General features: G+C 38.7%; 10 protein-coding genes. 8 read left to right on the top strand and 2 right to left on the bottom strand.

The genetic code is table 11. From position 1 onward, the window contains the following. The first annotated feature begins 60 nt into the window (after positions 1-60). Both OCK74_RS20765 and OCK74_RS20770 read left to right on the top strand, forming a co-directional pair. Positions 61-1,860: a MutS-related protein gene (locus OCK74_RS20765; protein ID WP_279299005.1), complete on the top strand. Its 1,800-nt coding sequence runs from the start codon at positions 61-63 to the stop codon at positions 1,858-1,860. 190 nt (positions 1,861-2,050) lie between these two features. Next, on the top strand, positions 2,051-3,070 hold the full coding sequence (locus tag OCK74_RS20770) for a tetratricopeptide repeat protein (protein WP_279299006.1): 1,020 nt from the start codon (positions 2,051-2,053) through the stop codon (positions 3,068-3,070). 79 nt (positions 3,071-3,149) lie between these two features. On the opposite strand, the gene argS is transcribed toward OCK74_RS20770, so the two are convergent. Then, a complete protein-coding gene (gene argS / locus OCK74_RS20775; protein WP_279299007.1) occupies positions 3,150-5,060 on the bottom strand; it encodes an arginine--tRNA ligase in 1,911 nt (636 codons plus the stop codon). Between the two features lie 109 nt (positions 5,061-5,169). Here argS and OCK74_RS20780 point away from each other — a divergent pair, with 109 nt between their 5' ends. Beyond that, positions 5,170-5,709: a GtrA family protein gene (locus OCK74_RS20780; protein ID WP_279299008.1), complete on the top strand. Its 540-nt coding sequence runs from the start codon at positions 5,170-5,172 to the stop codon at positions 5,707-5,709. A gap of 48 nt (positions 5,710-5,757) precedes the next feature. Here the strand turns inward: OCK74_RS20780 and OCK74_RS20785 are convergent, their stop codons facing one another. After that, positions 5,758-7,182, bottom strand: coding sequence for a DUF4403 family protein (locus OCK74_RS20785; protein ID WP_279299009.1), 1,425 nt, complete (start codon positions 7,180-7,182; stop codon positions 5,758-5,760). Positions 7,183-7,482: 300 nt separating this feature from the next. On the opposite strand from OCK74_RS20785, the gene dnaK reads away from it, so the two are divergent. From dnaK to porG, 5 genes are all read left to right on the top strand, one after another. After that, entirely contained in the window at positions 7,483-9,387 is a 1,905-nt protein-coding gene (gene dnaK / locus OCK74_RS20790; protein ID WP_279299010.1) for a molecular chaperone DnaK, read from the top strand. 140 nt (positions 9,388-9,527) lie between these two features. After that, positions 9,528-9,740, top strand: a complete 213-nt coding sequence (locus tag OCK74_RS20795) for a hypothetical protein (RefSeq protein ID WP_279299011.1) — start codon at positions 9,528-9,530, stop codon at positions 9,738-9,740. A 105-nt stretch (positions 9,741-9,845) separates the two neighbouring features. After that, positions 9,846-12,575 carry a 4-alpha-glucanotransferase gene (locus OCK74_RS20800; protein WP_279299012.1) on the top strand — a complete coding sequence of 910 codons (2,730 nt, stop codon included), beginning with the start codon at positions 9,846-9,848 and terminating at the stop codon, positions 12,573-12,575. Further along, positions 12,572-13,600 (top strand): dipeptide epimerase, encoded by a 1,029-nt coding sequence (locus OCK74_RS20805; protein WP_279299013.1) that lies wholly within the window; start codon positions 12,572-12,574, stop codon positions 13,598-13,600. The genes OCK74_RS20800 and OCK74_RS20805 overlap by 4 nt, the downstream gene beginning before the upstream one ends. Before the next feature lie 81 nt (positions 13,601-13,681). After that, positions 13,682-14,527, top strand: coding sequence for a type IX secretion system protein PorG (porG, locus tag OCK74_RS20810; protein ID WP_279299014.1), 846 nt, complete (start codon positions 13,682-13,684; stop codon positions 14,525-14,527). The last annotated feature ends 107 nt before the right edge of the window (positions 14,528-14,634 follow it).

The following is a 14,634-nucleotide window of genomic DNA, read 5'->3' on the forward strand; positions in this document are numbered from 1 at the left end:
ATCTCCAGCCTGATGTAGCGTGTATTTTTACATTTCCCTTATCTTACCGGCCGGAATACTATGATACAAACTATTTCTGCCGAGACTATCTACCGGGAACAATTACATGATCTCAACAGCAAACTAGCTACTTACAAAAAGAAGCAAAACCTGTTTGGATGGCTACGCCTTTCACTTTTTATTATTTCAGCAGTCATTGCTTTCAGTCTTTTTACATTTTCAATAACAGGAGGCGTTGTCAGTATTGTTTTAACCATTATTAGTTTTATTATCCTTGTTTCTGTTGACGCAGATAACAATAAAGAAATCATCAATACCAGGAACCTGATCCTGATCAATGAAGAAGAATTGTTGATATTAAAAGATGAATACAGTAATCGATACGATGGTAGTTCATATGCCCCATCTGTACATGATTATGCTAATGATCTTGATATTTTTGGTCCTTCATCCGTATTCCAATACATTAACCGGTGCAGTAGTGAGCAGGGAAGGGCTTTATTAGCAAACAACTTCTTAATTCCTTTAGATAAAAAAGAAATATTAGAGCGGCATGAAGCTATCAAGGAATTAGCGCCAATGCATCAGTGGCGACATCAGTTGGCTTCCTACCTACTGAAAACGCCTGTGACTGTAAAATCTCAAGAAAGGATTGAATCATGGATCGATGATCCTGACGAAATGTTTATACATAAAGCATGGGATTGGATTGTTCCTGTTTACTCCATAATATCGGTTAGTATTGGCCTGGCAACTATATTCGGCTTCATCAGCATCACTGTTTTTTCATTGTTTTTTATTTTATTTTTTCTTGTTTCGGGAAATTTCAGCAGGAAGGCGAGCAAAACATATTCACTATTAAATGGTGTTGCCAAGGAGATCGACACTATACAAGAGATTGTTGCCTGGGCTGAAAACAAAGAGTTTAAGGCTTCTCTACTATTGCAACTGCAGCAATCAGTAAAATCAAATGAAAAAACGGCATCCTTTCAGATCAAGCAGTTAAAAGATATATTAAACAGGTTTGACATCAGATTAAATTGGCTTGCTTTTATTTTTCTGAATTCCTTTTTACTATGGGATGTACGCCAGGTGAGAGCGTTGAATAGCTGGAAACATAAAAACAGATATAAAGTAAGAGGCTGGTTTTACTTTATAGGGCAATTTGAAGTTCTTCATAGTCTTGCTACACTCTTTTTCAATAACCCTCAATGGTCATGGCCTCTCTTCGAAAATTATTTTCAATTGAAAGGGAAGGCCATCGGGCATCCTTTAATTCCTGTATCAAAAAGAGTGACCAGTGATTTTAGTCTGAAGGGTTCTCCTAAAATAGCTATTATAACGGGGTCCAATATGGCAGGTAAAAGTACATTTTTACGTAGCCTCGGTGTTAATGTATTGTTGGCTCAAATGGGCGCTCCGGTTTGTTGCGAAAGTTTTTGCTTATCACAAATGCGTTTATTGAGCAGCATGCGCATTGAAGACAACCTGGCAGAAAGTACATCGACATTCTATGCAGAACTTAAAAAGTTGAAGACAATTGTTGATGCCGTAAATCGACATGAACCTGTCTTTATACTTCTGGATGAAATCCTTCGTGGCACCAATTCACTGGACAGGCACCAAGGTTCAAAGGCATTAATCAGACAGATGATCAGAAAGCGAGGTGTGGCTGTATTAGCAACACATGATGTCGAGTTGGCAAAAATGGAAGAACTGTTTACTGACGGAATTGAAAATTATCATTTTGATGTACAGGTGAAGGGAGAGGAACTATATTTTGATTACCTTCTTAAAAAAGGAGTTTGTACCAATTTAAACGCAACGATTCTTATGAAGAAGATAGGAATTGAACTTTAATAGCCAATCTACCCCCTTTAGCTGGTATAATTCTAAAGTAAACACTTATTCAGTGCAATTTTAGTTTAAAGTTTCCCGTTAAGCATATGACGTTTTATGGGAAACTTTTATTTTTGGATAAGCCGTTACTGCAAATAGTTATGGCCCGTAATCCTGACCATTGAAAACTATATAAAAATAACTAGTATCCATGCGTAAATTTATTTTGACAGCTGCTTTCGCTGGTATATCTACTGTGATGTTTGCTCAAAGTGATAGCGCTGCTATCTTTCTCCAGAAAGGATTAGAAGAAAAGCAAAAGGGACGCCAAATGGAGTCTCTGAAACACCTGGAGAAAGCTTATCAATATAACTCATCTGATAAGCAGGTTGTGATGGCATTAGCTGCTGCTTATTACGATTTACGCCGCTATGGACAATCACGGGAAAAGTACCAGAAACTGGAGCAGATGGGAGAAAACTCTGCAGCTACTTACAAGCAATTGATGCTTCTTTCATTTAATATGCGCCAGTTTGATGATGCCATCAAGTACGCTAACCTCTTAAAAAAGGTTGATCCTTCCGAGAAGGTTGCATTTTACATCGGTAAGGCTCATTATGAAAATGAAAATTATGGAGAGGGTATCAAGCAACTGGATATAGCAGCTAAGGAAGATCCCAATAATGCAGAAATTCCATATATGGTTGCACGTGCTTATGCCGATATGTTGAATTATAAGCAAGCTGTGCCTTACTTCCAAAAAGCGCTTACTTTAAACCCAACACAAAACAGGTGGATTTATGAATTAGCGTTGATGTATTATGGCATGCACGATGACCAAAACTCCCTTAAATATATGTTAGAGGCTGCAGAAAAAGGTTATAAAAGGGATAATGAGTACCTCGAAAATTTGGGAATAGCCTATTTGAATGCTAAGAAGTTTGATGAGGGTACTGCTATTTTAAAAGAAGCACTTCAAAGACGTCCAAGCGATATGAATTTGCTGAATATGCTGGCTGAAGCTCATTATGATGCCAAGAAATACGTGGAAGCTATTGATTATTGGGATCAAATTTTGGGACTGGATAAAGAAAATGCATCTGCTTTATACATGATAGGCCTTAGCTATCAAAAGAAAGGAGAAAAGGAAAAAGGAGTTGCATTATGCGATAAAGCTATCGAAATGGATCCAAGCCTTGCTAAGAACAAGAAAAAGATCGAAATGCCTTAATTCTCTGCAATTAGTTTAATAATAAAAAATGGTCCGCCAGAGGCGGACCATTTTTTATTCATTACATGTTTTTTTCACATTACATCCGTTCTGGGACTTTGATGCCTAATAATTGCATGCTGCTCTTGATCACATTTGCTGTCAGCTGGCAAAGTCTAAGCCTTAGTAGTTTCTTTTCTTCTGATTCTGCATTCAATACAGAATGTTCTGTATAGAAAGTGTTGTAAGCTTTCGCTACATTAAAGACATAAATGGCAATAACAGATGGATTATGTTCATCGGCTGCCTGTTGAATGATGCCAGGATATTGTTCTAATAAATGCAGCAATTCTTTTTCCAACTTCAGCAATCCTCCAGTTCCCGGGGCTAATGGCTTCTGTTCGTTTACAGGCTCTTTTCTTAGGATAGACTTGATCCTGGCATGTGTATACTGAATGAAAGGTCCTGTAAACCCATAAAATTCGATAGATTCTTCAGGGTTGAAGATCATTTTCTTTTTAGGGTCAACTCTTAAAAGGAAATATTTAAGCGCACCTACGCCAATGGTTTCATACAACTCTTTCAATTCTTCTGGTGTAAAATCCTCAATGCGGCTGTGTTCCTTTGTTTTCTTCTCTGATTCGGATGCCATTTCTTCAACCAAATCATCCGCATCAACAACAGTACCCTCCCGGCTTTTCATACGACCGCTGGGAAGCTCCACCATTCCATAGCTTAGGTGATAAATGCCATCAGCATAAGGCATTCCCAACTTTTTGAGGATCAGTTGTAAGACCTTCATATGATAGTTCTGTTCGTCAGCAATCACATAAATGCTTTGATCATATGGGAAGTCTTCATATTTCTGTTGCGCAAGACCCAGGTCTTGTGTAATGTAAACGGAGGTGCCGTCCCGGCGCAGGAGTAGCTTTTCATCCAACCCTTCATCTGTAAGATCTATCCAGACACTACCATCTTCCTTCCGATAAAGGATTCCTGTTTCCAATCCTTTTTCCACAAATTTTTTGCCTGGCAGGTAAGTTTCGCTTTCAAAATAAGTTTTATCAAAATCAGAACCGATGCGGTGATATGTTTCATCGAATCCTGCATATACCCAACTATTCATTTTTTTCCACAACTCGATCACTTCAGGTTTGCCCGCTTCCCAATCTATCAGCATTTTTTGGGTTAGTTTCATTATCGGAGTGTTTGCGCGCAGCAGATCTGTACGCTCCTCATTCAATTTTTTCCTTTTTTCGTTTTCCTTTTCTCCATTTCCGATAATGGCGCTGATTTGCGCGTGTAAACCCATCAGTTTTTCCCTTGCATCGTCATCAAAATCATCATAGTCACCCTTTTCTGATTTTGCTGCAAGTTCAGCTGCTTGTTTCTTGATTTCATTTTCGCAACGAACGTAATAGTCCCCAACAAAATGATCACCTTTCACTCCTGTGCTTTCGGGGGTTTCTCCGTTGGAAAATAATTGCCAGGCGATCATGCTTTTGCAAATGTGCACGCCGCGATCATTAACGATACAGGTTTTTAATACGTTATTTCCAGTAGCTTTCAGGATCTCAGAAACACTCCATCCTAAAAAGTTGTTGCGCAGGTGGCCCAAGTGAAGTGGTTTATTGGTATTAGGAGAGGAGTACTCGACTATTATTTTCTTACCATTAGCTGGCGACTTGCCAAGCAAAAGGTTATTGAAATGTTGTTCAAGAAAATCAGTGTAAAATGAATCGCTAATGGAAAGATTTAAAAAACCTTTAATAACATTAAAGCCAGTGAATAAAGCCTGCTGTTTGTCAACAAGGTATTGTCCTATTTCATTGCCAAGTTGTTCAGGTGATTTTTTTAATTGTTTTACATAAGAAAACAGAACTACAGTATAATCACCTTCAAATTCCGGTTTTGTGGTATTTACCAAAACATCATCTGCAAAGGCTGGAATCTTGTAAATTTCTTCAATTGCTTTGGCTGTTTCGGCTTTAATCTGGGCTACAATACTCATTAGGCTATGTTTGCAGCGCAAGATAGATGATAGCAAGGATATATTTTTTCAAAACAGTTAACGAAAAATCGGCCTTTAAAATTCAAGAAGGATTTAATTTCGCCATTTTATGCATAAAATTCACCATCAAATAAGGAAAGGAATATTAGGGTTGGTAGACTTTTTTTACCCGGTATTCCGCAGGTTTATGCCTTTGCAAACATACCGCTATGCGGCCTGTGGTGGTGGAAACACAGTATTAAATATTTTTATTTTCTTCTTTGCTCACAATTTTATTCTTCAAAATAAGGTAGTTGAATTGGGCTTTATAGCAGTGAGCTCGCATATAGCGGCCTTCATTATTGCTTTTTGTATCACTTTCCCAATTGGTTTCTACCTGAGTATGTATGTAGTGTTTCAGGGCTCATTTTTACGCCGCCGGACCCAGTTTGTACGTTATTTTATGGTTGCCATGGCATGCATAGGGCTGAATTACTTTTTTTTGAAGCTATTTGTTGACGTTTTTGGTTTGTATCCTACGCCATCTATGATTCTCAATACTGCTATAGTAGTGATATTCAGTTATTTATCACAGAAATACTTCTCCTTTCGAACACAAAAGGTTAATGTTCCTATTCAGGTAGAGGCTCCATCAGAATTAAGGGCATGATTTCCAATCCATAGCCCGTTTTAACATTAATGAGCGAATTCAATAAACTTATAGTGCCCAATTCAACTCATTAATCTTTAAAGTAAGATTCCCTGTGCAATTACTCCTGATTATTAAGTGTTGAGGTTTTACAAATACATCTGTCAATTTCAATTCAGCTACGCTTCCCGAACTCTGCATCCCTTTTCTCCATTCCTTGTTCAACCAGGTATTCAAGGTTTTTGATGCGGTGTCATAGTATTGGGAAAGATTAAAAGATGTATATTTAGATAATTCATTTATTATACGCTTATTATAAAGCCATTGTGCAGTTTTGAGTAAAAAGTCACGGGTTTGCAAGTCGTAATGCAGGTTGTGAACAACTAATGATTGTTGAGCGCTATCATAAACAGGGTTTCCAACGAAATAGACGATTCCTTTGTGCGAGCCTGAAAAATCTACTTTGATTTTTAACCTGCCGTCCTCATTTCCAGATAATTGGCAGTTTTGAATCACAACATATTTTTTTATAAATCCTTCCTGGAAATTAAATCTTTTGCCTTTCAAATACTGGTTGACTATTTTACTGAGCGAATCATATTGCAATACCGCATCCAAATAAATGTTGAAGTTGTTTTTTGTTACAGCAGGCGTTAGCTCTGGTACCGGGGCTTCATTAACTTCAGGTATTTCAAAGCTGACCAGGGGGGTAGCTGTGATTCCAATATTTATATTTAATAAATCGTCTTTGGCATCCATATTTTGTATATATATTTTTCTTGGGTAAAGTGAAAAGTAGCCTAAGTTCCCCACAGCAAAAACATCATTTAATTGGTCCCAGGCTTTTTGTAAGTATGGCTTTAAGTCAACCACTCTAAATGAATCCTGTAGCGTTTTCCGGGCCAGATCAAGCTGTACTTGTATTTGTTTCATAATTTGTGCCGTAATGTCTTGCTGCCAAAAGCAAATAGTACATTTATTTAGAGCAATTGGTTTCGCCTGATCAATTTTCATACTTAAGCTATGTCTCGGAAGGATATTGAACCTGCTTTTGAAACCTATTTTTACCTGTCGGTCTCCCTCGGTGAAACCGCATTTGCAGGGAGGTGTCCAGATTGATAAAATTTTGTCTGCAATGCATACCCTTGTAGCCCCTACCATTTTATAATTTCCTGTAAATGTTATATTCAACTCATTTCCTGAAGCAGAAATACTGAAAGGGGAACGGTGGAAAAAGTATTTATAACGTGTAGCGCAATCTGCTTCTACCCAACCCTCTGGCCAATTTGGGGTAGAGAAGACAGTGTCTACTTTATTTTCAACTAAAGAAAAAATAGGTTTCAGATCAATTTGGATTGGCACATTGATTTCAGATTCTGGCATTGAGTCCAGAGCTGTTACAGAATAGGTAGACTGATTGTGTTCTGCATCAATCCCACCGCTGCAGGAAATCAGGAAGGGGAGCAGTATTAAAAAAGTTATTAAAGCTTTCATGACAGTGAGTGGTTCGTCTAAAAATCAAATCTGTTTCTACTCTATTAAATTAATACAGCCTGATCATAAGTAAAACGATTCTGACATATAAAAATTTTCTAGTTGAAAACTCTATTTTTACTGTAGTTATTTCAGTATAAGTATGACATTTAAGTGATATATTGAGTTGATCAGCACTGATTTAAGCCATTCTGTTCGTCCTGAAAATTCTCTCGGCAAAGGCTACTGCCAAAATTTCATATTTATCCTCCGCGGCATAATCATTGATAAACCCTATGTAAACATTAAATTCATTAATCAATGGGAAAAATAATTGGTATTGATTTAGGCACTACCAACAGTTGTGTGGCTGTTATGGAAGGTAATGAGCCGGTAGTAATTGCCAACGATGAAGGAAGGCGTACCACTCCTTCGGTTGTTGCTTTTTTGAAAAATGGTGAGCGAAAAGTAGGTGATCCCGCAAAACGTCAGGCCATTACCAATCCTCATAATACGATTATGAGTGTGAAACGTTTTATGGGCCGCAGGTTTGATGAAGTGACAGAAGAGATCAGCCACTGGAGTTATAAGGTTGTAAAAGGTGACAATAATACCCTTCGTATCGATATAGATGGCAGATTGTATACTCCACAGGAAATTTCTGCCATGGTACTTCAGAAGATGAAAAAAACTGCTGAAGATTATTTAGGACAGGAAGTTACCGATGCGGTGATCACTGTTCCTGCTTATTTTAATGATGCTCAGCGCCAGGCTACCAAAGAAGCTGGTGAGATTGCTGGATTGAATGTTCGTCGTATTGTGAACGAACCTACAGCCGCAGCACTTGCTTATGGTCTGGATAAAGGTGGCAAGGATCACCATATTGCTGTGTTTGACCTTGGTGGTGGTACATTCGATATTTCTATTTTGGAATTAGGTGATGGGGTATTTGAAGTGAAATCTACCAACGGTGATACGCACCTGGGTGGTGACGATTTTGATAAAGTAGTCATGGATTGGTTGGCTAATGAGTTCAAGGCTGATGAAAACGTAGACCTTCGTAAAGATCCGATGGCTTTACAACGCCTTAAAGAAGCCGCCGAGAAGGCTAAGATTGAATTGTCGTCTTCTTCAGAAACAGAGATCAACCTGCCTTATATCACAGCAGTAGATGGTGTTCCTAAACACCTGGTGAAGAAATTGACACGTGCCAAATTTGAACAACTGGCAGACACTTTGTTCGATCGTTGCCTGAAACCATGCGAACAAGCTTTGAAAGATGCTGGTTTGTCTACCTCTCAAATTGACGAAGTTATTTTGGTGGGTGGTTCTACCCGGATCCCAAAAGTTCAGGAAATAGTTGAAAGATTTTTTGGCCGTAAACCCCATAAAGGCGTAAACCCTGACGAAGTAGTAGCTGTAGGTGCTGCAATTCAAGGGGCGGTCTTGACCGGTGAAGTGAAGGATGTATTGTTGCTTGACGTTACTCCGCTGAGTCTGGGTATTGAAACCCTGGGTGGTGTGATGACAACATTGATCCCGTCTAATACAACAATTCCTACTAAAAAATCAGAAACTTTCTCAACAGCTTCTGACAACCAGCCTGGCGTACAGATACATGTACTTCAAGGAGAGCGCCCCATGGCTAGCCAAAACAAGAGCCTGGGTATCTTCAACCTTGATGGTATCCCACCAGCCCCACGCGGTGTTCCTCAAATTGAAGTCATTTTTGATATCGACGCCAACGGTATCCTCCATGTAACTGCAAAAGACAAAGGAACTAGTAAAGAGCAAAAGATCAGAATTGAGGCTGGTAGTGGCTTGACTAAAGAAGAAATTGAAAAAATGAAAGCCGAAGCCAAGGCAAATGAATCCCTGGACAAAGCTGAACGCGAAAAAGTTGAGAAAATCAACCAGGCAGACAGTCTGATCTTCCAAACTGAAAAGCAGTTAAAAGAGTTTGGTGATAAAATCCCTGCAGATAAGAAGGCTCCAATTGAATCTGCTTTAAATAAGTTAAGAGAAGCTCATAAGTCTCAGGATATAACACAGATCGATGCAGCTGTTGCTGAAATGAATAATGCATGGACAGCAGCCAGCGAAGAAATCTATAAAGCTACTCAACAAGCTGGTGGAGAACCTGGAGCTGAAGGCGGTCAACAACAAAATGCCGGAAGCACTGGTTCAGAGAATGTTACAGATGCTGAGTACGAAGAAGTAAAATAACCCTGATCTTTCAGGATCGATTGAAGTTAATAAATAAAAAGCCCACAGTCATTACTGTGGGTTTTTTATTTGGACTGCCTGCGCTTCAGGCCGTGGTTTAATCTTTGCATCCACGGTCATAAAGACAAATCCGTAGTTATATGATATCCATTGCCAGCACAAAGAATGTGGTTACAAAAGGAATAATTAAAGTAAGCCAAGGCCAATGTGTAAAAATGGCAAATAAAAAAAGAGCTGTAGAAATAAAGAATAATAACCAATATAAGCCCCTTGATTTTCTTTGTACTTCCATGTCTGTAATTTTGAACGCAAAAATAGGAGGAGCTTTTGAAATTATGAGTAAAAAAATCTAATCCAGGCTTTTCTAGTCAATAGTTCATTTTAGGTTTCTTATATTCGTTACCTAATGTGTTCTTGATACATAAAACAACTTGCCTTAACCCTTTAATTCAGCTTGAATGAAAATAAATTTTCTCATACGCTTCAGCACAAAGTTTGGCCAAAATCTTTCTATTACGGGTAATATACCTGCCCTTGGTCTAAATAAGCTGGAGAATGCCCTACCTATGAGCTATTTGAATGAGAACTACTGGCAGGCAACTATAGAACTTAAATCCGGAGGACAGGAATCTATTCAATACCGCTACATTTTTCAAACAGAAACTGGTGAAAATATATTAGAAGGTGAACAGGAGCGGATTCTTTTCCTTGATAAAAATTCAAAAATTATAACCGTCATCGATACTTGGGTTTATGCCGGTTCTTATGAGCTTGTTTTTCATACCTCACCTTATCAGAAAATTTTCTTTAAAGAATTTAAAGGGCTTTCTAAAGAAACTTCAGGCGAGTATACTCATTTATTTAAAGTAAAGGCTCCATTGCTTTCGGAAAATGAATGTGTATGCCTGTTAGGCAGTTCGCAAAGTTTCGGAAATTGGCAGACAGAACGGCCGGTCTTATTAGAAAGGAAGGACAAGTGGTGGCAAGTTGGTTTAGACTTCTCTAGTGACCAAACACCTGTGTCATATAAATATGGGATATTCAATATAAAGGATAAAAAATTTGTTCGCTGGGAAGATGGAGGTAATCGCATACTCAATCTAAACCATCCGGCAGATCAGCCAGTTGTGCTTCATGATGGTTTTGTACGCCTGCCTGCTAATACCTGGAAAGGTGCTGGTGTAGCCATTCCAGTTTTTAGCTTACGGAGTCAAAATAGCGGCGGGATCGGAGAGTTCTCTGACTTAAAATTGCTAGCCGATTGGGCCGCTGATACTGGACTGAAATTAATCCAGGTCCTGCCTGTAAATGATACAACAGCAACTTTTACACCCAAGGATTCTTATCCCTATTCGGCGATATCAGCCTTTGCCCTCAATCCTGTTTATATCAACTTACAACAGGTTGCTGGTAATCAATATGCTGCAGCCTTGAAGGCATACGCTAATCAGTTGCAAAATCTGAACAGCCTTAGCGAAGTGGATTATGAGGCTGTTATCGAATTGAAACTAAAGGTGTTACGCGAATTGTTTGACATTCAAACAAATGACTTCACAAAGGAAAAAGAATACCAGATGTTTTTCGAGGACAATAAGCACTGGTTACAACCTTATGCTGCTTTTTGTGTTTTCCGGGATCAATTTGGTACTTCTGAATTTCAAAAGTGGAAGCATAGTGGCACATTCAATAAAAATGAAGTGGAGAAGCTCTCAACTAAGAGTTCTGAATATTCTAATAAGATTGATTTCTGGTTCTTTGTCCAATACCACTTGCATCTGCAATTAAAGGATGCTGTAGCTTATGCTCATAGTAAAGGTATTGCTATTAAGGGTGATATTCCAATTGGAATATACAGATACGGGTGTGATGCCTGGACCGCTCCGGAACTTTATAATATGGAATGGCAGGCAGGTGCGCCTCCAGATGATTTTGCCGTAAAAGGTCAAAATTGGGGATTTCCAACTTACAACTGGCATAGAATGCAAGAGGACGGTTTTAAATGGTGGCATCAACGTTTTCACCAAATGAGCAACTATTTCGATGCCTTCCGAATCGATCACATTCTTGGGTTTTTCCGTATTTGGAGTATTCCTATTCATGCTGTTGAGGGTATATTGGGCCGGTTTGTACCTGTTCTGCCTATTCATGTAAGCGAATTTAGTAATAGAGGTATTGACTTTAACTATAACCGCTTCTTCAAGCCATTTATCAATCAGAATGTTCTTAAGCAGATATTTGGCGATAAGGCCGATTATGTAGCTAAAGAGTTTTTAGAACAACAATCTGACGGATCTTTTGCATTAAAAGATGATTTCAATACACAGCAAAAAGTGGAAAGTTATTTTGCTGGTAAAGAAAAAAGCGAATATAACCGGCAACTTAGAGAAGGATTATTTGATCTTATTTCCAATGTTCTTCTTTTTGAACAGGAAGGTTCTAACGGGCAGGAGTTCCATTTCAGGATATCTATAATGGATACTCCATCTTATATGTATCTTGATGATCATGTGAAATACCATATTTATGAATTATATGTCGATTATTTCTATCAACGCCAGGATGAGTTCTGGAAGCAGGAAGCCTTAAGAAAACTACCAGCTCTAAAAGAGGCCACCAATATGTTGATCTGTGGTGAGGATCTCGGAATGGTGCCTCATAGTGTGCCTGAGGTAATGAAGGACCTGGGAATATTGAGTTTAGAAATCCAACGTATGCCCAAAAATCCCAGAACCGAGTTCTTCCATCCCAAAGATGCTCCCTATTTATCCGTCGTTACGCCTTCTACCCACGATATGAGTACTATCCGTGGTTGGTGGGAAGAATCTCCTGAGAAAACGCAGCGTTTTTTTAATATCATATTAGGCGAACATGGGCAAGCTCCTCTGAAATGTGAGCCCTGGATCAACAGGAAAATTGTATTACAACATTTGAATTCGCCAGCAATGTGGAGCATTTTTCAATTGCAGGATCTATTAAGTAACAACGAAACGTTGCTCAGGCCAAATCCACATGAAGAACGAATCAATAATCCGGCAGATCCCAATCATTATTGGAATTACAGGATGCATCTCACACTAGAGCAATTGCTAAAAGAAAAGGAGTTTAACCATGATCTAAGGTCATATTTAGAAAATTGTGGAAGAGCTTCCAATAAAACAAATGAAGTCGAAAACAGGATTACAGCATGAAATTATTGTACAAATCATTTAATCTTCCATTTCAATATCCATTCACTATTTCAAAAGGCACTAAAACGCACCAGCCCACGCTGGTTGTTGCGTTGAGCCATTTAGGTCAAACTGGTTTTGGGGAGGCGCCGGCAATCAGTTATTATCAAATAACAGTTGAAAAAATGATAGAGGACCTTGAAAGGAAAAAAATGTTTGTTGAAAAGTTTGCATTTACTGAACCCCAACGCTACTGGCATTATTTACATCATCTTTTTCCTCAAAACAATTTTCTGGTTTCCGCTTTGGACATGGCAGGTTGGGATTTATGGGGGAAAATAAAACGGAAAGGGCTAGCTGAATTTTGGGATGCCGCTCAAAAGCCGTTACCGCTTACCGACTATACAATTGGCCTTGACTCCATTGAGCAAATGGTGCAAAAGTTAAAGGCTCATCCTTGGCCTATTTACAAAATTAAATTAGGTGTAGAACAGGATATCGAAATAGTAAGCGAATTGAGAAAGCATACAAATGCCCTGTTTCGCGTAGATGTAAATGCCGCCTGGACGCTTGAAGAGGCACTAAGGAAAATACCTTTGTTGGAAGCTCTGGGAGTAGAGTTAATTGAACAGCCCTTAAATGCTGGCGACTGGGAAGGCATGCAGCATCTCTACAAACAAACTTCAATACAGTTAATCGCAGATGAAAGTTGCGTTACAGAAGGTGATATAGAAAAATGTGCTGGACATTTTCATGGTATCAATATCAAGTTAACCAAGTGTAGTGGCATTACACCTGCACTTCGCATGATCGAAAGGGCAAGGCAGTTGAACTTAAAAATTATGCTGGGCAGCATGAACGAGTGCTCAATAGGTTCAGCGGCTCTTGTTCATCTTTCACCACTTGTAGATTATCTGGATGCAGATGGTCCTTTGCTATTGGAACAAGATCTTGCAATTGGTTTAGAATATAACAAAGGTGGGGTAAGCTTGCCTGTTGGCTATGGCTTAGGTGTACAGCCAAACGAAAGTATTTTTTTAAGCTGATCCTTAAAATTTTACAAAGTTTTTAACCAACCCTAAATATGGTCTTAATTTTGCAAAGCGTTTTGCATTTAAAGAATTAAAATGCGTAAACTCTTTTTTTTATCTGTACTCATCTGTAGCTCTTTCTTATCTTTTTCTCAATGGCAGGCCGGTTTATTTGGTGGCATATCAACATATCGGGGAGATATAAACGGAAAATCAATATTTCAAAAACAGCTTATTAAACCGGCAATAGGCGCAATTGTTAGATACGAATGGAGTGATCTGGTTCATTTCCGTGCAGGCTTGACATATGCAAAAGTCGCTGGAAATGATCAATATAATGAGAAAGAATATTTACGCATCAGGAATCTAAACTTTGAATCTTCTTTATTTGAATTAAGTCTATTAGGTGAAATTCACACCTTTGATTTAAATGTAAAAAGGTGGTCTCCTTACGCCTTTGGAGGAATAGCAATTTATCATTTCAACCCATATACAAAAGATACTGCAGGCCAAAAAGTTTATTTAAGACCTTTATCTACTGAAGGTCAAGGTTTGCCGGGGTATGGAAAACGCTATTCTTTAACTCAATTCGCATTGCCATTTGGCGCTGGTATAAAATTCAAGCTTACCGACCGTCTATTACTTGGGGCCGAAATGGGTTTTCGTAAATTATTTACAGATTACCTTGACGATGTTAGTAGCAATTATGCTGATGCTGCGGATCTGCTTGCATCTCGGGGCCAGCAGGCCGTTGATTTAGCTTACCGTAGTGATGAATTGCCGGGAGGTAATCCAAATTACCCGGAAAAAGGTGCTCAAAGGGGTGGTTCATTGCAAAAAGACTGGTATTATTTCACTGGGCTTCATCTTTCCTATCGTTTGGGTTCAGGTTTCAGCAGTGGAGGCCGGTCAAGACTGGATTGTCCTAAAGTTCCCCTGTAGAATTTTATCTAAAACCATATTTCCTGAACGTCATTTGTAAAAGCAGGACCAGCTTTTACAAATGACGTTTTAGCTTTTAAAAACATTCGCCTGACATTCTTCATTAC

Origin of the sequence: Paraflavisolibacter caeni (assembly GCF_025628885.1) — a bacterium.
In the GTDB taxonomy this organism is placed as follows: domain Bacteria; phylum Bacteroidota; class Bacteroidia; order Chitinophagales; family Chitinophagaceae; genus Flavisolibacter; species Flavisolibacter caeni.

Coding starts and splice junctions, on each gene's coding strand:
- OCK74_RS20765 (WP_279299005.1), top strand. CDS start 61: ATGATACAAACTATTTCTGCCGAGACTATCTACCGGGAACAATTACAT.
- OCK74_RS20770 (WP_279299006.1), top strand. CDS start 2,051: ATGCGTAAATTTATTTTGACAGCTGCTTTCGCTGGTATATCTACTGTG.
- argS (WP_279299007.1), bottom strand. CDS start 5,060: ATGAGTATTGTAGCCCAGATTAAAGCCGAAACAGCCAAAGCAATTGAA.
- OCK74_RS20780 (WP_279299008.1), top strand. CDS start 5,170: ATGCATAAAATTCACCATCAAATAAGGAAAGGAATATTAGGGTTGGTA.
- OCK74_RS20785 (WP_279299009.1), bottom strand. CDS start 7,182: ATGAAAGCTTTAATAACTTTTTTAATACTGCTCCCCTTCCTGATTTCC.
- dnaK (WP_279299010.1), top strand. CDS start 7,483: ATGGGAAAAATAATTGGTATTGATTTAGGCACTACCAACAGTTGTGTG.
- OCK74_RS20795 (WP_279299011.1), top strand. CDS start 9,528: ATGATATCCATTGCCAGCACAAAGAATGTGGTTACAAAAGGAATAATT.
- OCK74_RS20800 (WP_279299012.1), top strand. CDS start 9,846: ATGAAAATAAATTTTCTCATACGCTTCAGCACAAAGTTTGGCCAAAAT.
- OCK74_RS20805 (WP_279299013.1), top strand. CDS start 12,572: ATGAAATTATTGTACAAATCATTTAATCTTCCATTTCAATATCCATTC.
- porG (WP_279299014.1), top strand. CDS start 13,682: ATGCGTAAACTCTTTTTTTTATCTGTACTCATCTGTAGCTCTTTCTTA.